At 30.9% G+C, this 20,611-nt stretch carries 18 protein-coding genes and 1 riboswitch; of the genes, 12 read left to right on the forward strand and 6 right to left on the reverse strand.

The window, feature by feature from the left end; translation table 11 throughout:
• Window positions 1-12: 12 nt before the first annotated feature.
• Window positions 13-1,032 carry a UDP-N-acetylmuramate dehydrogenase gene (murB, locus tag WC223_02670; GenBank protein MFA6923133.1) on the forward strand — a complete coding sequence of 340 codons (1,020 nt, stop codon included), beginning with the start codon at window positions 13-15 and terminating at the stop codon, window positions 1,030-1,032.
• A gap of 20 nt (window positions 1,033-1,052) precedes the next feature.
• Here the strand turns inward: murB and WC223_02675 are convergent, their stop codons facing one another.
• From WC223_02675 to WC223_02690, 4 genes are all read right to left on the reverse strand, one after another.
• On the reverse strand, window positions 1,053-2,729 hold the full coding sequence (locus tag WC223_02675; protein MFA6923134.1) for a hypothetical protein: 1,677 nt from the start codon (window positions 2,727-2,729) through the stop codon (window positions 1,053-1,055).
• Between the two features lie 32 nt (window positions 2,730-2,761).
• Entirely contained in the window at window positions 2,762-3,937 is a 1,176-nt protein-coding gene (locus WC223_02680; GenBank protein MFA6923135.1) for an amidohydrolase family protein, read from the reverse strand.
• Between the two features lie 8 nt (window positions 3,938-3,945).
• Window positions 3,946-5,667, reverse strand: a complete 1,722-nt coding sequence (locus WC223_02685; protein MFA6923136.1) for a hypothetical protein — start codon at window positions 5,665-5,667, stop codon at window positions 3,946-3,948.
• 61 nt (window positions 5,668-5,728) lie between these two features.
• Window positions 5,729-6,640, reverse strand: coding sequence for a proline dehydrogenase family protein (locus tag WC223_02690; GenBank protein MFA6923137.1), 912 nt, complete (start codon window positions 6,638-6,640; stop codon window positions 5,729-5,731).
• A gap of 116 nt (window positions 6,641-6,756) precedes the next feature.
• A riboswitch (TPP riboswitch) is annotated at window positions 6,757-6,850 on the forward strand.
• Window positions 6,851-6,965: 115 nt separating this feature from the next.
• On the opposite strand from WC223_02690, the gene WC223_02695 reads away from it, so the two are divergent.
• From WC223_02695 to WC223_02720, 6 genes are all read left to right on the forward strand, one after another.
• On the forward strand, window positions 6,966-7,733 hold the full coding sequence (locus tag WC223_02695) for a thiazole synthase (protein ID MFA6923138.1): 768 nt from the start codon (window positions 6,966-6,968) through the stop codon (window positions 7,731-7,733).
• 141 nt (window positions 7,734-7,874) lie between these two features.
• Complete coding sequence (gene thiH, locus WC223_02700) at window positions 7,875-8,984, forward strand: 2-iminoacetate synthase ThiH (GenBank protein ID MFA6923139.1); 1,110 nt, start codon at window positions 7,875-7,877, stop codon at window positions 8,982-8,984.
• Window positions 8,985-9,027: 43 nt separating this feature from the next.
• Window positions 9,028-10,137 carry a molybdopterin-synthase adenylyltransferase MoeB gene (gene moeB, locus WC223_02705; GenBank protein MFA6923140.1) on the forward strand — a complete coding sequence of 370 codons (1,110 nt, stop codon included), beginning with the start codon at window positions 9,028-9,030 and terminating at the stop codon, window positions 10,135-10,137.
• Between the two features lie 139 nt (window positions 10,138-10,276).
• Window positions 10,277-10,477 carry a sulfur carrier protein ThiS gene (gene thiS, locus WC223_02710; GenBank protein MFA6923141.1) on the forward strand — a complete coding sequence of 67 codons (201 nt, stop codon included), beginning with the start codon at window positions 10,277-10,279 and terminating at the stop codon, window positions 10,475-10,477.
• 36 nt (window positions 10,478-10,513) lie between these two features.
• The gene (gene thiC / locus WC223_02715) at window positions 10,514-12,289 is read left to right on the forward strand and encodes a phosphomethylpyrimidine synthase ThiC (protein MFA6923142.1); all 1,776 of its coding nucleotides are present in this window, start codon (window positions 10,514-10,516) and stop codon (window positions 12,287-12,289) included.
• Window positions 12,290-12,328: 39 nt separating this feature from the next.
• Window positions 12,329-12,967 (forward strand): thiamine phosphate synthase, encoded by a 639-nt coding sequence (locus tag WC223_02720; GenBank protein ID MFA6923143.1) that lies wholly within the window; start codon window positions 12,329-12,331, stop codon window positions 12,965-12,967.
• A gap of 266 nt (window positions 12,968-13,233) precedes the next feature.
• On the opposite strand, the gene WC223_02725 is transcribed toward WC223_02720, so the two are convergent.
• Together WC223_02725 and purH are read right to left on the reverse strand one after the other, a co-directional pair.
• A complete protein-coding gene (locus tag WC223_02725) occupies window positions 13,234-14,256 on the reverse strand; it encodes a rod shape-determining protein (GenBank protein MFA6923144.1) in 1,023 nt (340 codons plus the stop codon).
• Window positions 14,257-14,283: 27 nt separating this feature from the next.
• On the reverse strand, window positions 14,284-15,807 hold the full coding sequence (purH, locus tag WC223_02730) for a bifunctional phosphoribosylaminoimidazolecarboxamide formyltransferase/IMP cyclohydrolase (GenBank protein ID MFA6923145.1): 1,524 nt from the start codon (window positions 15,805-15,807) through the stop codon (window positions 14,284-14,286).
• 301 nt (window positions 15,808-16,108) lie between these two features.
• On the opposite strand from purH, the gene WC223_02735 reads away from it, so the two are divergent.
• The 5 genes from WC223_02735 to WC223_02755 all read left to right on the forward strand — a co-directional run bounded on the left by WC223_02735 (window position 16,109) and on the right by WC223_02755 (window position 20,501).
• Entirely contained in the window at window positions 16,109-17,353 is a 1,245-nt protein-coding gene (locus tag WC223_02735; GenBank protein ID MFA6923146.1) for an ABC transporter permease, read from the forward strand.
• Window positions 17,354-17,540: 187 nt separating this feature from the next.
• Window positions 17,541-17,837, forward strand: a complete 297-nt coding sequence (locus tag WC223_02740) for a metalloregulator ArsR/SmtB family transcription factor (protein MFA6923147.1) — start codon at window positions 17,541-17,543, stop codon at window positions 17,835-17,837.
• Window positions 17,838-17,863: 26 nt separating this feature from the next.
• The gene (gene uvrC / locus WC223_02745; protein ID MFA6923148.1) at window positions 17,864-19,654 is read left to right on the forward strand and encodes an excinuclease ABC subunit UvrC; all 1,791 of its coding nucleotides are present in this window, start codon (window positions 17,864-17,866) and stop codon (window positions 19,652-19,654) included.
• A 26-nt stretch (window positions 19,655-19,680) separates the two neighbouring features.
• Window positions 19,681-20,004, forward strand: a complete 324-nt coding sequence (locus tag WC223_02750; GenBank protein ID MFA6923149.1) for a hypothetical protein — start codon at window positions 19,681-19,683, stop codon at window positions 20,002-20,004.
• Between the two features lie 167 nt (window positions 20,005-20,171).
• Complete coding sequence (locus WC223_02755) at window positions 20,172-20,501, forward strand: hypothetical protein (GenBank protein MFA6923150.1); 330 nt, start codon at window positions 20,172-20,174, stop codon at window positions 20,499-20,501.
• Window positions 20,502-20,611: the final 110 nt, after the last annotated feature.

The raw sequence follows: 20,611 nt of genomic DNA on the forward strand, positions 1-20,611 counted from the left end.
ACTCAAACAAGAATGAAAATAAAAGAAAATTTTTCTTTAAAGGAATACAATACTTTCGGCATTAATGTTTCTGCGAAATATTTTGTTGAGTTCAATTCTGTTGATGAAATTATGGAATTTTTAAAAATCAAAAAATACAAAAACGTTCCTAAACTTATACTTGGAGGAGGAAGCAATATTTTATTTACAAAAGATTTTGATGGGATTGTAATAAAAATAAACAACAAAGGAATTGATATTCTCAAAAAGGAAAAAGAGTTTGTTTTTGTGAGAGCCGCTGCCGGCGAAGTGTGGAATGATTTTGTGAAATATTGTTTGGAAAAAAATTATGGAGGAATTGAAAATTTATCATTGATTTATGGTAATGTAGGAAGCGGTTCGGTTCAAAACATAGGAGCTTACGGTGTTGAACTTAAAGATGTTTTTCATGAATTAAAGGCAATAAATATCGAAACACATGAAATTAAAAGATTTTCAAGGGCAAAATGTAAATTCGGTTATAGAGATAGTATTTTAAAAAATGAACTGAAAAATAAATTCATAGTAATTTCCTCAACATTCAAGCTCACAAGTAAAAATCATTTATTATTCACAAAATATGGAAGCATTGAAAATGAGCTGGAATCAATGGGAGTAAAAAAGCCTGATATTTATACTATATCACAGGCAATTTGCAGTATCCGTGAACGCAAACTTCCCGCTCCTTCTGAGATAGGAAACGGAGGAAGTTTTTTCAAAAATCCTTTTGTTGACAAAAACATGTTTCAATATTTGCAAATGAAATATCCTAGCATTCCTTATTTTGAAGCAAAAGACAACAAAATAAAAATTTTTGCAGGATGGCTTATCGAACAAGCAGGATTAAAAGGAATGAGAATAGGAGATGCCGGTGTTCATGAGGAACAAGCTCTTGTACTCGTAAATTATGGAAAAGCCAAAGGCAACGAAATACTTGACCTCGCAAAAAAAATTCAAAAAACAGTATTTGAAAAATTTAAAATAAGTATGGAATTAGAAATAAATGTGATATAAAATATTCTACACAATCATTATCACTTTTTAATACTTCTCACGGAGTAATTTTCTTTGTTCTCAGTAAATTCAAAATATTTCCCATTACTTTGAGGTATAGCCAAAAATTTTTCATTTGCCTGCTTGTAATATTCGACAGAAATTATATTTCTTTTGGTTTTATAAATTAAATACAAATATGGAGCAGGACAAGAAGTTTGAATATTCACAAAAATAACATCTTCACCGGATGAATTATACTTAATAAAATTTGCAGTTTTGTTAATGAATTGAGCATTGAATTTTTCATCATAATATTTATCAAATCTTATTTTAGAAAAATAGACCAGCATCAGTATTACAAATAACAGTAAGAATTTTATATACTTATTTCTGAAATTAATAAAGAATTTATTTGCAGATATTCCCAGCATAATTGAAAAAGGTACAGAAATTCTCGAAAAACATTCGAGGTGAATAACGTTTGCATTGAAAAAGATTATTGAATGAATTAGCGTAGGAAAAACAGATAAAATAAATAAAACATTAATCGGAGAAAGAGTAAAATTTAATTTCACTTTTTTAGTTATAATAAGAAAAAGTAGTAAAGCTATTGTCAGATAACCAAACCCGAATAAAGCAGAATTATAATTTTCAAAAAACAATTTATATGATTGCAAATTAAATATACTAATATGCATACTGCTGAGCCTTTCACCGAAATATCCGCTTCGTTCCACAAATCGTATAAATAATGAATGAATGAAATCATAAAATCCGTTTATTGAAGAATACTGTACAACCATTAAAGCCAGCGAAAATAAAACTGACAACAAAATACATTTTATGAGTTTTAAATAATAAGAATTTGTTTTTATGGATACCTCTGATAACTGAAAATTCACTTTACCCCTAACCCTAAAGGGAGGCGAATTTTCAGATGTTTCACCCTTCAGGGATGGGGCAAAAACATCTGAAAATTGATTTTTTTTAAATTCTCTTATTTTAATGAAAGCAATAATCAAAACTGCTGTACCGAAGAATATCCCAAGCCATTCGGAATAAGTCAACAGAAATGTAATCAGTGAAATTAAAAATAAATCTATTTTTTTAATCTTACTATTTTGATTAAAAATTTTAAACGAAATAAGTATTCCCGCAAGCCATAAGGGGCGAGAAAAAGTTTCGCAAGAAAATACTTCTGTATGGAAAAAAAGCATAACAGGAGATAACAGATAAAAAATATATGCAATAATTGCTCCAAGGAATAATTTATTTTTGCCATTAAAAAAATCAGTTTTTCTTTTGCTATCAGCATTTAGTATAATCAGGAAAACAAGGATTGCACTGATAAAATGAATAACCAAATTGAAAATCTGTAATATGAATTTTGAAGGAGGGATATGAATAATTTTAAAAATAATAGTCGGAAAAAGAAATGAGAACGGAGGAAATGAAACATAATAATTATTACCATTTTTATCCTCTACACGTTTGTAAAATGCAGCATATTTATCGCCCTTATTGTTATAGGTTTGTATCGGACTGAAATGAGATTCAAACAATCCGTAAGCATACATATTTTCGAAAATTGTCAGTTTTTCTGTATAACAATATTCGTTGCATTTCAGTTCATTGTTTAAATATGGAAGTCGAACAATTACAGAAACAATAAAAATAGCAATCAGTAATAATATGGTTCTTATTTTATTGCTCAATTTTAGAATAGGTTAGATTATATTTATGAGAGTTAAACAATAACTTTTATCGAACTGTTTTTTGTTAAATTCATTGAATTAACATCAACATCAGTTATAAGATTTATACCCGGGTTCTTTCCTTTTTCAAAGGAACCGAATTTGCTGTTGACATTTAAGAATTTTGCTCCATTCAGTGTTCCCCATTTTATGAGCTTTTCTAAAGAAATTTTAGAATTGCTTTTTAAAGTAATTGTTTTCATTTCTTCAAGAATTGAAAGTTGAAAGTTTGATGCTAAACTATCAGTTCCTAATGTTATTCTATCATCAAATGCTGAAAATAATTTGAAATCAGGTAATTTATTTTCGATAAAAATATTTGCATTAGGGCAAAAGCTCCACCATATATTTTTGAAGTATTCATTTACAAAATCAATATCTTCTTTTTTAGTAAAAGTATTATGTACAAAAAGAGTTTTTAGTTCTTTTGGTATTAATGGAAGCATTGACTGCAAAGAACTTTTTCCTGTTGCTACCCATTTCGAAACATCATTGCCCCAGATTTTATGTTGCTCAAAAATTGCTCCGCTTCCGGTTAAAAACATTTCATTTTCAGCCTGACTTTCCTGATTGTGGATGGTTTGAAGAGAATTGTTTTTAAGAGCAAAATCAAAAACTCTCTTTATTAATTTATTTGAAACAGTAAAAGGAGTATGAAGAACAATTGAAGAACTTTTTATTTCCTTGTTTAACCCAAATGCATTATCAAAAATTCTATCTGCTTTATTTTCATCAAAAGAATAAACCTCAATAAAAGTGTGAAAATATATATTGCTGTTATTTTTTATTTTAAAAGAGATATTTGTATTTGAAATATCACCAACAGCAACAATTCCATTTTTAAGCATTTGTTTTTCCGCTTCAACTGCTGCCAATAATATTATTTCTTTCTTTGCTTTTTTTAATTTTTCTATTTCAACTATAAAATTTATTAACCCAAGATTTTGCTTGATTTTATTGAGCATAAACGACAATTCCAAATGACAGTGAGTGTTGACAAAACCCGGACAAATTATTCCATCATAAAATTCAACATCCTGAAGGTTATAGTCAATCGCAGAACTCTCAATCAAATCTAAAATTCTTCCATTACCATCAGTTATGATAATTCCTTTTTTTAATGGTGGAGAAGAAACAGGAAAAATGTAGTCAGCAGAAATTTTTCGCATGATAAATTTTATTTACTTGGATATTGCATGAATATCATTATCTGGGTTTCGTCTTCCTTTGCGCCTTTGTAATCACCAAGAGCTTTCCTAACGGCTCTTCTATTAATGTATGCATCTAAACAATACGGGTCTATTTCAATAATTTTACTGAAATCCTGAAGTGCTCCCTGTAAATCATTTATAGCGTGTTTTGCAATACCTCTGTTGTTATATACATGAATGTTGTGTGGTTTTATTCTCGAAGCATCATCAAAATCAGCTATTGCTTCTTTATATTTTTTAAAATTTAAAAGACATAATCCTCTTGCTAAGATAGCATCAAAATTATTGCTTTTTAATTTTATTGCAGCGTCAGCATTTTCAAAAGCTCCTTTATAATCTTTAATACTGATTTTAACTATTGCGGCTTGTGAATGTGCTTCGCTTATTAACGGATATTTTTTCACAACGTCGTTAAATAAAGTATTGCCATCCTTCCATACTTTATTTCTATTCCATGTAATATAAGAAAAGATTGAAGTATAAATAATCAGTATAATTAAAAAAACAGATTTTGCTTTATTAAATATTTTTAATTTATTATCCTCAGTGTCGCTATAAAATTGCCCAACCATGAAAAACAATCCGATGTATGAAATATAAGAATATCGTTCGGCAACGATTGCTTTCCCGACAGGCACCAATTGAATTTGCAATGCCAGTGTTATCATATAAAACAAAAATCCAAATATTAAAAGTTTTCTGTATTTGCTAAATTTATAAATGCTGAAAACAATTAATAATATTGCTAAAAAGGATAGATAATAAACAGCAGGCAATAATCCGTTATTTTTAACAGGATAATAATGCATCGCCGATAATTTCATTGGCACAAACATTTGATATATGTAAAAAATTATCGAATAACAAACACAAAAAAATTTATCAATAACATTATAACCTTTTAAAGTATAAAATGCTCCAATGTCTTTTTGTGCATGTATATTAATCAACCCGAAGATAAGCGCCAGAACGAAGTATGGTATTTTTTCCAGAAAAACATTAAAGCTGAATTTTCTCTTGTAATAATAATCAATTAAAATAATAAGTACAGACAAGCACACAACCGATGGCTTAGAATACAATGACAATAAAAATGAAATCATTGACAGCAAGAGAAATTTGCTTTTTGATTTTATAATATACTTTACATAAAATACCAATGAAATCAGGAAAAAGAATGAATATAACATGTCTTTTCTTTCGGAAACCCACGAAACAGATTCAACATGCATCGGATGAATTGCAAAAAATAAAGACACTATTATTGCAATTGTTTTTTTCTTTTTGAGCAGATAAACCAAATAAAATACAAGTAAAATATTTATTAAATGAAAAATAAGATTTTCCAAATGATACGGATGAGGATTAAGCTTGAAAAAATGATAATCTACGGCAAGTGATAAAATTGTTAATGGATGGTAATTTCCCGCCACTAAAGTTTTTGTAGAAAAAATATCACTTATGTTTTGAGCAGTAAAATTTTTGATGAAATTATTTTCAGTAACATAAACATCGTCATCCCATGGAGCTACAAAATTGTTTCTGATGGAATTTGAATAAACAATAATAGTGAGAAGTAATATTGCCGGAAGGAAGAATTTTATTTTTGCTTTGCTTTTATCTTCTACATTATCAGCAATTTTAATACTTTTCTGAATATTCTTTTTTTGCTTTTTTTTAATAGTCATAATAAATTTATAAACTATTAATTTATTTCGATAGCCAAACTTTAAACTGAAAATTGAATTTTTATCCCTTGGAAAACAGTGCTTTTATAATCATTCCCGCCATTTTAGGATTTTCTTTTAAGCGGCGTGTGCAGTATGCAAACCATTTTGTACCAAAAGGAACATAAACTCTCATCCTATGTCCGTTGTTAATAATGGATTTTCTGAGTTCGGGTGTTACACCGTATAACATCTGGAATTCATACATATTTTTCGGAACTTTATATTTTTCAATAAGCTTATATGCTCCGTCAACCAAAGGCTTATCATGTGTGGCAATTCCGGGATAAATTTTATTTTGAAAAACATATTCCAAATCATCAAGAAAATGCTCGTTTATTTCTTCATATTGTTTATAAGCAAGTTCTTTGGGTTCATTGTAAATGCCTTTGCAAAGCCTGTAATTTAATGGAACATCAGCATTATTCAAATCAAGCATATTTTTAATATCATCTTTTGTTCTTTTCAAATATGCTTGCAATACAAGACCGACATTCTTAGGAAATTCTTTTTTTAATTTTCGGAATAATTCAATTTCCATGTCGGTACATTGTGTATCTTCCATGTCAACACGAACAAAATTATTGTATCCTGCAGCTTTTTTTACAATTTCCCTGATGTGTTTGTAACAAACATTCCTATCAATGAGTAATCCGAACATTGTCGGTTTTAAAGAATAATTTCCATCAATGTTGTTTTTCTGTGCAATGTCAATTATTTCGAGATATTCCTGTTTGTTTTTCTCCGCTTCATCAAGAGTTTTAATAAACTCACCGAGTATATCGAGAGTTATTTTTATTCCTTCGCTGTTGAGCTCTTTGCATGCTTTTATAGCATCGTCAATAGTTTTACCTGCAACATACCTTTTTGAAAATATCCATACAAAGCTCTCAGGCATATATGGAAGCAACTTTGATATTAGTTTATTGAACATGATTCATCATTTTAAATAATTATTAATGTAAGCATTTTGTTTATGCAAAAATAAAATTTATACATTTCTAAATATAAAAATAATGTTTTTTTAAATTAAAATAAATTCTTATTTTTACAATTCTAAAGGGGTGCTCTGAAAAAGGGCTGAGAAAATACCCGTTGAACCTGATGCGGATAATGCCGACGTAGGAAACGATTTATAAGCCCAATCTTCAAAGCTTCCCTTAGTGCAAAGTATAAGTTATTAAAAAGCTATGAGCTACGAGTTTCGAGCTGTTAGAAAAAATAATAGTGAATAATTTTTCAATCTTTTAATTTTAAATATTCTTATGCTAAAAATAGCTGATAAAACATTTATATCACGGCTCTTTACAGGTACCGGCAAATTCAGTTCGACAAAAATCATGGAACAAGCATTACTTGCTTCGGGCAGTGAACTTGTTACAGTTGCTCTGAGAAGAATAGATTTGAAAAATAATGATGACGATATATTAAATCATTTAAAGTGCAAACAGTTTAGCATAATGCCAAATACTTCCGGAGCAAGAAATGCAAAGGAAGCAATTTTTGCATCGCAGCTTGCCCGCGAAGCATTAGAAACAAATTGGGTGAAACTTGAAATTCATCCCGACCCGAAATATTTAATGCCCGACCCGCTTGAAACGCTTGAGGCAGCTAAAGAACTTGTAAAATTGGGATTTGTTGTTTTGCCATACATAAATGCAGACCCTGTTTTATGCAAACGCCTCGAAGAAGTTGGTGTTGCTGCTGTCATGCCGCTTGGTTCAGCAATAGGCAGTAACAAAGGTTTGAAAACAAGAGATATGCTCGAAATAATTATTGAGCAAAGTAATATTCCGGTTGTTGTTGATGCAGGAATCGGTACACCATCACACGCTGCTGAAGCAATGGAAATGGGTGCAGATGCCGTTTTGGTAAATACTGCAATTGCAGTTTCTTCAAATCCGGTGCAAATGGGAATTGCTTTTAAATTAGCAGTTGAAGCCGGAAGAATTGCATTTGAATCGCAACTTGGAAAAACAAGCAAACAAGCAATAGCAAGCAGCCCGCTGACTGCTTTTTTGGATTAAAATAAAAGATTATGTATCAAAAGTTAAGTAAATAAAATTAACCGCAAAGTCGCTAAGACGCAGAGAAGAATATCTTTGCGACCGCGACTCAGCGGTAAAAAAATACAGCAACTGCTAAATAAAGAAAAATTTAAAGATAAAATGTTCAAAGAAATTTTCGACACATACAATTGGGAAGAAATAAAGCAAAATATTTATTCCAAAACTTCTGCTGATGTGGAATCGGCTATGAGTAAAACTCAACGGAGAACATTGGAAGATTTTAAAGCACTTGTGTCTCCTGCAGCTATTGATTACATTGAACAAATGGCACAACTCAGCCGTGATTTAACACTGAAAAGATTTGGCAAAAACATTCAAATGTATATTCCGGTTTATATTTCAAATGAGTGTCATAATAGTTGTGTTTACTGCGGTTTTAGCAAGAAAAATAATATTAAAAGAATAACTCTTACAGAAGAACAAATTTTAAAAGAGATAAAAGAAATTAAAAAATTAGGATTTGAACATATTTTAGTTGTTACAGGTGAGAATGATTTAAAAGCAGGAGTTGAATATTTTAAAAAAGTTCTGCCACTTTTTAAGTCAGAATTTACTCATGTTTCAATGGAAATTCAGCCATTGATGCAATCGGGTTATGAGCAATTGATACAACTTGGATTGAATACTATTTTGATATATCAGGAAACATACAATAAAAATTTTTATAAAAATTTTCATCCTGCCGGTAAAAAATCGGATTTTTATTTTCGCCTCGAAACACCCGACCGACTTGGGAAAGCAAATATAAATAAAATCGGAATAGGTTTTTTAATCGGATTAGATGATTGGCGTACTGAGGCATTTTACACTTCATTACATTTGAATTATCTCGAAAAAAATTATTGGAAAACAAAATATTCAATTTCATTTCCGCGTCTGAGACCTGCTGCCGGTGAATTTGAACCTATAGTTAATATTACAGACAAAGAACTTGTTCAACTGATTTGTGCATATAGAATTTTTAATGAAAATGTGGAATTAAGTATTTCTACAAGAGAAAGCGAAAAATTCAGAGATAACTTAATAAAATTAGGAATAACTAATATCAGTGCAGGTTCAAAAACAAATCCCGGGGGATACAGCGTTTTTAAAGAAAGTTTAAAACAGTTTGAAATTCACGATAAGCGTTCTCCTGAAGAAATCAGTGAAATTATAAAACAACAAGGATACGAAGTGGTTTGGAAAGATTGGGATAAAACATATAATTAAAAAATTAAATGATTGAAAAATTAAAAGATTAAAATATTTCAAAATGAAATTATCATTAACAAAAGATGAAATAAGGCGGTATAGCAGACATTTGATTTTGAAAAATATTGGAATTGAGGGGCAGTTGAAATTAAAAAAATCAAAAGTTTTTGTTGTTGGAGTGGGTGGTTTGGGTTGTTCAGTATTGACTTATTTAACTGCCGCGGGAGTTGGCAACATTGGCATAGCCGATTATGATATTGTTGAGGAAAGTAATTTACAACGTCAGATTTTATATGATGTAACCGATATAGGTAAATGTAAAGTTGAAGTTGCCGTGCAAAAATTATCAAAACAAAATCCTTATGTAAAATTCGATATTTATAACACAAAAATCACAAAAGAAAATATACTTGATATTATTAAGAATTATGATGTTATTGTTGATGGCAGTGATAATTTTTCAACTCGTTATTTAATAAATGATTCCTGTATTATTCTTAACAAAATATTTGTTTATGGTGCAATTTTTCAATTTGAAGGGCAGGTATCGGTTTTTAGTTATAAAAACGGACCAACATATCGCTGTGTTTATCCCGAACCACCCAAACCTTCTGATATGCCAAATTGTTCTGAAATAGGCGTATTTGGCGCAATACCCGGGTTGGTTGGTACAATACAGGCAAATGAAACAATAAAAATTATTACCGGAACTGGTGATGTTTTGTCAGGAAAATTATTTACAATCAATGCTCTTTCATTTGAAGTAAATATTTTCAACATAAATAAAATTGAAGAAAATCTAAATATTAAAGAACTCGGCGATTATGACTACACCTGCGAAGAGGATAATACAATAAAAGAAATTTCAGTTGTTGAGTTGAAAAAAATGATGGATAATAATGAAGATTTGCAAATAATAGATATTCGCGAACCCAATGAACTTATTATTTCTACTTTGGGTGGTGAATTGATTCCAATGGAAGAAATTTTTAATGATATTGGTAAAATTTCAAAAATAAAACCTGTAATTTTTATTTGCAGAAATGGTCACAGAAGCCGTTTTGTTATTAAGCTTTTGCAGGAGAATTATAATTATAAAAATTTATTCAATCTAAGAGGCGGTTTAAATGATTGGGCTGATTTGATTGATAAATCAATGACGAAGTATTAAATTGCATTATTCGTTTAAAAAATGTTTGTAGTTTGTTGTTGCTCATAGCTCGGAGTTTGTAGCTCGTAGATTTGATTATTAAACGTTTAATAGCTCAATTATATTGAAATAAAATAAACAAAAAATAAAAAAATAACTTATGATAACAGTGAATAATAAAGAAATTCCATTTGAAAAAAGTATTTGTTTAACTAACTTGCTGGACAAACTTGAAATAAAATCTGAAAAAGGAGTTGCTGTGGCAATTCACAATAATATAATTCCAAAACATCAATGGAACGATTATTTTGTTAAGGATAATGATAAAATAACCGTTATCAAAGCAACACAGGGAGGATGAATTTAATTAATAATGAAAAATTAATAATAAAATAAAATGTCAAACACTGAAAAAAATAATATATCAACAATGCCTTTTTTAAATTCAAAAAAAATTTATGTAAAAGGAAAAATTCATGACATTAATGTTGCAATGCGTGAAATTACTTTGGTTGATTTGGGAAAAAATAATTATGAAAACGAAAAAACAAAAATTGTTGTGTATGATACAAGCGGTATATATACTGATGAAGATGCAAAGATAAATATTCGTGAAGGACTGCCGTGCATAAGAGAAAAATGGATTGAAGAAAGAGGCAATATTGAACGACTTCAGAATTTCAGCTCTGAATATTGTAACAAAAGATTACGTGATAAAAGTTTGAATGATTTACGATTTCCAAAAATAAAAATGCCTTTAAAAGTTAAAAATGAAAAAAATATCACTCAGCTTTATTATGCTAAAAAAGGTATTATCACTCCTGAAATGGAATATATTGCTATTCGCGAAAATCAGCAGACGGAAAAATTAAAAAACAGAAAATATTTTCATGAAGGAGAAAATTTCGGTGCAAATATTCCTTCAGTTATTACACCTGAATTTGTGCGAGATGAAGTAGCATCGGGAAGAGCAATAATACCTGCAAATATAAACCACCCCGAATGCGAACCAATGATTATAGGAAGAAATTTTTTAGTAAAAATAAATGCAAACATCGGCAATTCGGCAATTACTTCATCAATAGAAGAAGAAGTTGAAAAAGCAATATGGGCTTGTCGTTGGGGAGCTGATACAGTTATGGATTTATCAACAGGAAAAAATATTCATGAAACAAGAGAATGGATTATCAGAAATTCTCCAGTGCCAATTGGCACTGTTCCTATATATCAGGCATTGGAAAAAGTTGATGGAATTCCTGAAGAATTGACTTGGGAAATTTTTAGAGATACATTAATTGAACAAGCAGAACAGGGTGTTGATTATTTTACAATTCATGCGGGAGTTTTATATGCTTATGTTCCGTTGACAGCAAAACGGCTTGGTGGAATTGTTTCACGCGGTGGCGCTGCCATGTCAAAATGGTGTCTTGCTCATAAAAAAGAAAATTTTCTTTATACAAACTTCGAAGAAATTTGCGAAATATTAAAATCTTATGATATTGGTATATCGCTTGGTGATGGTTTTAGACCCGGTTGCATTGCCGATGCAAATGATGAGGCACAGTTTGCAGAATTGGAAACATTGGGTGAACTTACCAAAGTTGCGTGGAAAAATGATGTTCAGACAATAATTGAAGGACCAGGACATATCCCTATGCATCTGATAAAATACAATATGGAAAAACAATTGAAAGATTGTTGTGAGGCACCTTTTTATACACTCGGACCATTAGTTACCGACATTGCTCCTGGTTATGACCATATTACTTCTGCAATAGGTGCTGCAATGATTGGCTGGTATGGTGCGTCAATGCTGTGTTACGTAACTCCTAAGGAACATTTGGGATTACCGAATAAAAAAGATGTTAAAGATGGTGTAATTGCTTATAAAATAGCTGCACATGCTGCCGACATTGCAAAAGGTCATCCTGCAGCTCAATACAGAGATAATATTTTAAGTCAAGCGCGTTTCGACTTTCGCTGGAACGACCAGTTTAGTTTGTCATTAGACCCCGATACTGCTGTTGAATTTCACGATGAAACTTTACCTGAAAATGCTGATAAAGAATCAAAGTTTTGCTCAATGTGCGGACCAAACTTTTGCGCAATGCGAATGACAAAAGAAGTTAGAGAATGTGTGAAAATTAGTCAAACCGATAATTCGATAATTTAAAAATAAAAATGCCACAGATTCACAGATTAAATATATAAAATGAAATACGCTATTATTTCCAGTCCATCTGAATTTCCTGATGAAATTGAAATCATTAATTCCTTATTTGAAGAAGGATTGGAAATATTTCATCTTCGCAAACCCGATTATAATTTTTCACAATTTGAAGAATTGATAAAAGAAATTCCTGAAAAATTTCATAAAAAAATAGTCATTCATTCAAATTATGAGTTGGCTGAAAAGTACAATCTTAAAGGTATTCACTTTTCATTAAAAAATACAAACATTAAAAATCTTAAAATTAATTCTACTCACAATTATCATGTCAGCGCATCATTCCATTCATTAGAAGAATTTTGCAAATATGGAAAGTATTTCGATTATGCTTTTATAAGTCCTGTGTTTAATAGTATTTCAAAAAAAAATTATAAAAGTGAAATCACTCATCAGGAAATAAGTAATTTTTTAAAAAGTGAAAAAAAATCGTGTAAAGTTTTTGCACTCGGAGGTATTGATGAAAATAATATTGATACAATAAAAAAATTAGGTTTTGATGGATTTGCAACACTTGGAGCTATATGGAACATCTCTTTTTCTAAAGAAGAAATTATTAATAAGTTTAGAAGAATTAAGAAAATTGTTAACCCACATTGCACCACAAACTACACACCCGTATGATTTTAATCAGGATGTATTGCTTTTAAAAATAGATAGTGCAGGAAATATTGAATGGCAAAAAACATGTAATAATAATATTTATGTAGGGTTATAATATAGTTCAAACTCAAGACAAAAGATACTTAAACGAAGAAAATCAAATTTCGTGTAGGATTATTTTATTAATGTTTTCAGAATGAAAAAAAGAACAATAGAACGAAATATGTTTTATGGAGCGACGCCGAAAACATTTGAAATAGCATGTGGTACAACAAAGTTCGTCGGGACTATTTTATCAGGAAAGGGAATTTGTCAAAATTCTTCAAAGCGATTCCTGTTCCGCGGGCAACAGCACGCAGCGGGTCTTCTGCCAAATGAACGGGAAGTTTAGTTTTGAGTGAAATTCGTTTATCGAGCCCTCTTAAAAGTGCACCGCCGCCTGCAAGATAAATTCCGGTGCGGTAAATATCGGCTGAAAGTTCGGGAGGTGTCATTTCAAGTGCATTGAGAATTGCCGTTTCAATTTTCGAAATTGATTTATCCAGAGCATGAGCAATTTCAACATAAGAAACATAAATTTCTTTCGGAATGCCAGTCATAAGGTCGCGTCCGTGAACTGCATAATCGGCTGGAGGATTTTCCAATTCGGCAATTGCAGCTCCGACTTCAATTTTTATTTTTTCCGACGACCTTTCACCAACAAGTATATTATGCTGACGGCGCATATAATCCTCAATATCGTAATTAAAAACATCGCCGGCAGTTCTTACTGATTTATTGCAAACAATACCGCCGAGAGCGATTACTGCTACTTCACTTGTTCCTCCGCCAATATCTATAACCATTCTTCCTTCAGGTTCGAGAACATCAAGTCCTATGCCTATTGCAGCAGCCATAGGTTCGTGAATAAGTCGCACTTCTTTTGCTCCTGCATGTTCGGCAGAGTCGCGGACAGCACGCTCTTCAACTTCGGTAATTCCCGACGGAATGCAAATAACCATTTTTAATGATGGAGCAAATATGCCATTGTGGGTGCCAATCATTTTAATCATTCCTCTAATCATGTGTTCTGCTGCCTGAAAGTCGGCAATAACACCATCTTTCAAAGGACGGATTGTTTTAATATTTTCGTGGGTTTTACCGTGCATCATTTGTGCTTGCTTACCCACCGCCATAATTCTGCCTGTTGTTCTGTCAATAGCCACAATAGACGGCTCATCAACTACAACTTTGTCGTTATATATAATCAAAGTATTGGCTGTACCCAAGTCAATTGCTATTTCTTTAGTTAAAAAGGAAAAGAGTCCCATTTTTATTTTTGTTTGAGATTTTTGTTTTTAATGTTTAAAATGTCTGATGCCTGTAAGAACCATTCCGATTTTATTTTTATTGCAATATTCAATTGTGTCTTTATCGTTAATTGAGCCACCGGGTTGAATAACCACAGTAATTCCAGCTTTATGAGCAATTTCAACGCAATCGGCAAAAGGGAAAAATGCATCGGATGCCATAACTGCTCCGTTCAAATCGAATTTAAACTCTTTTGCTTTTGCAATTGCCTGTTTTAATGCATCAACTCTTGATGTTTGTCCTACCCCGCTTGCTAACAACTGTTTGTTTTTTGCCAAAACTATTGCATTTGATTTTGTATGTTTTACAACTTTATCGGCAAATTCCATATCAATATATTCATTCTGACTCGGAGCAGTATCGGTAATTAGCTTCATGTCATTAATTCCGATTATTACTGTATCTTTTTGTTGTTCTAACATTCCGTTCAGAATTGTTCTGAACTGAGTTGTTGGTTTTACAAAATTTTTCCTGAGCAAAATTATTCTATTTTTCTTTGATTTCAATAAATTAAGGGCATTATTTTCATAAGCGGGAGCAATTATAACTTCAAAAAAAAGTTTATTTATTTCTTCTGCGGTGGCATTGTCGATGATTTTATTGGCAGTTAAAATTCCGCCAAATGCAGAAACAGGGTCACCTGCGAGGGCATCTTTCCATGCATCGATAAGTTCGGGACGCGAAGCCAAACCACATGCATTATTGTGTTTGACAATTGCAAATGTAGTTTCATTAAAATCGTCAATAAGATTAACTGCGGCATCAACATCAAGGAGATTGTTGTATGATAATTCTTTCCCGTTCAGTTGTTCAAACATTTGAGAAAAATCGCCATAGTAAATGCCTTTCTGGTGAGGGTTTTCGCCATATCGTAAAACTTTAGCTCCCGATACAGAATATTTAAACGATTTTGTTTCGTTGTTTTTATTAAAATATTTGAATATTGAAGTATCATATCCTGAAGTTACATCAAAGGCATAAGTGGCAAATGTTTTCCTTTGCTCCAAAGAAATTTCACCTTTGTTTTCTGTAAGAATTTCATAAAATTCCTTATAATATTTTGCAGACGGAACAATAACAACATCTTTAAAATTCTTTGCAGCTGCTCTTATAAGTGAAATTCCACCGATATCAATTTTTTCAATTATTTCCTTTTCATCATTGGTATTAGCAACGGTTTCTTCGAAAGGATATAAATCAACAATGACAAGGTCGATTTCTTTTATGTTGAATTTTTCGAGTTCTTTTTTATCGTTTTCATTATCACGGCGTGCAAGTATTCCGCCAAAAATTTTTGGATGAAGGGTTTTTACTCTTCCTCCGAAAACTGAAGGGAATGATGTCATATCTTCAACCGAAACTGCCTTAATTCCCAGCTCTTCAATATATTTTTGAGTTCCTCCGGTAGAAAAAATGCTAACTCCAAGCTCATCAAGTTTTTTAATAATTTCTGTAAGTCCTTCCTTATGATAAACAGATATTAAGGCACTTTTAATTTTTTTTAATTCCATCTTTACTATTCATTTTTTGTTCGTAAATAGAGTTTGTCCATAATGTCCGATTTCTTTGTTATTCTCGTTTTAAAAACCAGTCATTTACTACAGTAAACTCCTGATTTTTAAAACTTCGAAAGCCTCGAACGCGAACATTCTGAACCAAACTCTCGACTTTATATACAGACACTAAATATGCAAATTTGCTAAATTTAATGAAATAAACAATTTTTTAAACTTCCGATTATATTTTAATTTGTAAATTTACGACATTCTCAGTAAATTTTATTATACGAGCTTCAAATAAATTTAGTTGCTTATGTTTTTATTGATTAAACTCATAAAAGAAAGTCTGTTTTTTGCGGTTACTGCCATTATAGCTAACAAGCTTCGCACTATTCTTACATTACTTGGAATTACAATAGGAATTTTTACGATAATCTGTGTTTTTACTGTGGTGGATTCGATGGAAAGCAAAGTACGCAATAGCGTTGCTTCACTTGGCGATAATGTTTTATTTGTTCAAAAATGGCCATGGTCTTTTGGCGGCGACTATCAATGGTGGAAATATATGAACAGACCTTTTCCTACAATAAAGGAAATGGAATTGATTAAGAAAAATTCGCGCTATACTGAAGCTGTTACTTTTTTAATGTCGTCTTCCAAAAAAGCCGAATACCAAAACAATAGCATGGAAAACATTGAAATAATTGGTATTTCCAATGAATACGAAAAAGTGTGGAACATAGAACTCAGAGAAGGAAGATTTATTTCCGAACTTGAATTTAACAGCGGGAAAAATGTTGCGGTTGTTGGTTCTGAAATTGCAAAAAATCTTTTTGGAAATTTGAATCCTATTGGAAAATTCGTTAAAACTTTAGGAAGAAAAGTTGAAGTAATAGGAATTTTAAAAAAAGAAGGCGAAGACAGTTTTAACAACAGCAATGATAATACCATAATACTTTCTGTAAATTTCGTGAGAAACATACTTGATATTCGTTCCGATAGGGTTAACCCCACTATAGTAGTAAAAGCGAAAGCAGGAATATCAAACGAGCAGTTGAAAGATGAGCTTATTGGTCTGATGCGAGCAATAAGAAAACTGAAACCATTAGCCGAAGACGATTTTGCAATTAATGAAACAAGTTTAATCACTAAAGGCCTTGATAGTTTCTTTTTCGGACTTTCCCTTGCAGGTTGGATTATTGGTGGATTTTCAATAATTGTAGGTGGATTCGGAATTGCAAATATTATGTTTGTTTCAGTAAGAGAAAGAACAAATATTATAGGAATTCAAAAATCTTTAGGCGCAAAAAATTATTTTATTCTTTTGCAGTTTTTATTTGAATCGGTTATTCTTTGCCTTATCGGGGGAGCTTTAGGTTTGCTTCTGGTATATCTCGGAACTCTTATTGTTTCATTTCTTTTCGATTTTAGTTTAACTCTCACTTTCTACAACATTTTTAAAGGATTATTTATTTCTGCCGGCATAGGCGTAATTTCCGGTTTTATTCCGGCATTTGTAGCTTCACGTTTAGACCCTGTGGTAGCAATCAGACATTAGTGTTAAGTTAAATATATTTTATTGCATTAATAAAGCTGGATGTTAGATGCTTGACACTTCCGATTTTTCTAATTTCCATCATCAAACTTCTAATTTCTCTTTTACATAAGTAATTGAAATTTAGCCGATAAATTTTTGATAATAATAAATATGTTTTTATATTTGCTGGCAAATCAAACAAATATATATGGATAAATCTTCAATATATCGACAAAATAAAATAAATGATGCGGTTGATAAAATTAAAGCAATTGCACATCCAATCCGACTTGATATAGTTGATTTACTGGGAAAAAACAAAAAGATGACTGTTACCGAAATATATCTTAAATTAAATTTAGAACAAGCAATTACTTCACACCACTTGGGAATATTGAGAGATAAAGGCATATTGGGTTCTGTCCGAAAAGGGAAAAATATTTACTATATAATAAAACAAGAAAATATTTTAAAAATTATTGCTTGCCTTTCAGAATCTATGTAACTTTGTTTTTTTAGACATAATTAAATCTGGAAAGTTCCCGTTTACAGCATATTTTAAATTCTTTACCCGGTAGACCTGGTATATATCAGTTTTTCGACCGTGATAAAAACATTATATATGTTGGCAAGGCAAAAAATTTAAGAAAAAGAATAATATCATATTTCAATGGAAATTTCCAAAACGGCAAAACCGCCGTAATGCTCGGCAAAACCGATGACATAAAATACATTGTGGTTGATACCGAAGCCGATGCATTACTTCTTGAAAATAATCTGATAAAAAAATACCAGCCCCGCTATAATATTTTATTGAAAGATGATAAAACTTTTCCGTGGATATGCATTAAAAATGAACGTTTCCCAAGAATTTTCTCAACAAGAAATATTTTAAAAGACGGTTCACAGTATTTTGGACCCTATACTTCGGTGCGAATGCTTCACACATTGCTCGAACTTATAAAAAAGTTATATCCGCTGAGAAACTGCAATTATAAACTTTCCGAAGAAAATAGTAAAATCAAAAAATACAAATTGTGTCTTGAATATCATATCGGAAACTGCAAAGGACCTTGTGAAGGACTGCAAACCGAAGAAGATTATGAGCAATCGATTTTGAATATTAAGGATATCCTGAAAGGAAATATTATTAAAGTAATTGGTTATCTTAAAAATTTAATGAAAATTTTTTCTGCTCATTATGAATTTGAAAAAGCACAGATTGTAAAAGAAAAACTCGAATTGCTTGAGAAATTCCAGAAAAAATCAACAATTGTAAATCCCGAAATTGACAATGTTGATGTTTTTTCAATTGTTACAGATGAAAAATACGGATATGTAAATTATCTGAAAGTCCACAACGGTGCTATAATTCAGATTCATACCATAGAATTGAAAAAACAGTTGGATGAAACATCTGAAGAACTTCTTCTATATGCAATCACTGATATTCGCCAGCGTTTTCAGAGCGAATCAAAAGAAATAATAATTCCATTTGAAATAGAAATTAATATTCCCGATTTAAAATTTACTGTTCCTAAAATAGGCGATAAGAAAAATTTACTCGAATTATCACAAAGGAATGTTCAGTATTATCAACATGAAAAACAAATGCAGGCAGAAGCGCTCAAACAAAAAATGCCTCAAAAAAGAATACTTGAACAAATGAAAAAAGATTTACATCTTAATGAATTACCTGTTCATATTGAGTGTTTTGATAATTCGAATATTCAGGGAAGTCAGGCGGTTGCGGCAATGGCGGTTTTTAAAAATGCAAAACCTGCAAAATCGGAATACAGGCATTTTAATATTAAAACAGTTGAGGGAATTGATGATTACGCTTCGATGAAAGAAGTTGTTTTTAGAAGATACAGCCGGCTTATTGAAGAGAAAAAAACCTTACCGCAACTAATTGTTATTGACGGCGGCATAGGACAATTAAATTCGGCTGTTGAGGCATTGGATGAATTAAAATTAAAAAATAAAATTGCAATTATCGGCATTGCAAAAAAACTTGAAAGCATTTTCTTTCCCGGTGATTCCGTTCCTCTATTTCTTGATAAAAAATCCGAAACATTAAAAGTGATTCAGCAAATACGCGATGAAACCCACCGCTTCGGAATAGCACATCACAGGGGAAAAAGAGAAAGAGAAACAATAAAAACAGAGCTTACCGGAATAAAAGGAATTGCTGCGGAAACAGCAAAAAAATTATTGGCAGAATTCAAATCAGTTGCTAATATTAAAAAAGCGAAATTTGAAGAAATTGAAAAAATAATAGGGAAATCAAAAGCAAAAATTGTTTTTGAATATTTTAATTAAATTTGTAAATCCTTTAAAAAATTAAATTGAATAAAAGTTTAAAAAATATAAAATTTGCAATTACTTTATTGGTTGTTTCTTTTTCTTTTATAGTTTTCAATTCATCTTCTCAAGCCCAGTCACCTCCATCTTCAATAAAAAAACAAAAGAAAAATCTTGATAAAAGGAAAGAAGAACGCAGAGACGAAACTGTTGATACTTATACAAAGGGTTTAAAAAGACATCTGCATATTCAAAAAAAAGAAACAAGAAAAAGAATAAGAAAGGACTTGAGAAAAGCCAACAGAATAAATGACAATAGGAGAGAATTCTTTATAAAACGCTGGTTTGCTCATAAAAGAAAAAGATAAAATTTAAAGTTTGTCCAGAATGCCCGATTTCTTCGTTATTCTCGTTTTAAAAACCAGTCATTTACATCAGTAAGCTCCTGATTTTTAAAACTTCAAAAGCCTCGAACTCGAACATTCTGAACCAAACTCTCAACTTTATGGACAGACATTATTTATAAACCCATTTCTTGAAAATACCAATTAAAAATTATATCCCGCTTTTTATTATTCTTTTTTTTTGGATAATTTCCATATTTTTTGCAAACCCCACAGGCGAATTTCCTTTGAATGACGATTGGTGTTATTCAAAATCATTATTAAATCTTGTTGAAAACGGAAAGTTTATAAATTATTCTTCAAACTCTGTAACATTTATTACTCAATTTCTTTGGGGTTATTTGTTTTGTATTCCCTTTGGATTTTCATTCGTGGCTTTACGAATATCAACAGTTGTAATGGCTTTAACCGGCTTGATATTTTTTTATAAAATATGTTTAAAATTCATTAGCGTACCATAAAAATTAAAACATTTTTAACTGACTATATAAAAGTTCTTTGACATTTTGATGATAAGGTTTATTGATAAGCTCTTTCACTGGTGTTTTATCAAGTAACGATATGCTTAATA

Source organism: Bacteroidales bacterium (assembly GCA_041671145.1).
Taxonomy (GTDB): Bacteria; Bacteroidota; Bacteroidia; order Bacteroidales; family JAHJDW01; genus JAQUPB01.

Coding starts and splice junctions, on each gene's coding strand:
- murB (MFA6923133.1), top strand. CDS start 13: ATGAAAATAAAAGAAAATTTTTCTTTAAAGGAATACAATACTTTCGGC.
- WC223_02680 (MFA6923135.1), bottom strand. CDS start 3,937: ATGCGAAAAATTTCTGCTGACTACATTTTTCCTGTTTCTTCTCCACCA.
- WC223_02685 (MFA6923136.1), bottom strand. CDS start 5,667: ATGACTATTAAAAAAAAGCAAAAAAAGAATATTCAGAAAAGTATTAAA.
- WC223_02690 (MFA6923137.1), bottom strand. CDS start 6,640: ATGTTCAATAAACTAATATCAAAGTTGCTTCCATATATGCCTGAGAGC.
- thiH (MFA6923139.1), top strand. CDS start 7,875: ATGTTCAAAGAAATTTTCGACACATACAATTGGGAAGAAATAAAGCAA.
- moeB (MFA6923140.1), top strand. CDS start 9,028: ATGAAATTATCATTAACAAAAGATGAAATAAGGCGGTATAGCAGACAT.
- thiS (MFA6923141.1), top strand. CDS start 10,277: ATGATAACAGTGAATAATAAAGAAATTCCATTTGAAAAAAGTATTTGT.
- thiC (MFA6923142.1), top strand. CDS start 10,514: ATGTCAAACACTGAAAAAAATAATATATCAACAATGCCTTTTTTAAAT.
- WC223_02720 (MFA6923143.1), top strand. CDS start 12,329: ATGAAATACGCTATTATTTCCAGTCCATCTGAATTTCCTGATGAAATT.
- WC223_02725 (MFA6923144.1), bottom strand. CDS start 14,256: ATGGGACTCTTTTCCTTTTTAACTAAAGAAATAGCAATTGACTTGGGT.
- purH (MFA6923145.1), bottom strand. CDS start 15,807: ATGGAATTAAAAAAAATTAAAAGTGCCTTAATATCTGTTTATCATAAG.
- WC223_02735 (MFA6923146.1), top strand. CDS start 16,109: ATGTTTTTATTGATTAAACTCATAAAAGAAAGTCTGTTTTTTGCGGTT.
- WC223_02740 (MFA6923147.1), top strand. CDS start 17,541: ATGGATAAATCTTCAATATATCGACAAAATAAAATAAATGATGCGGTT.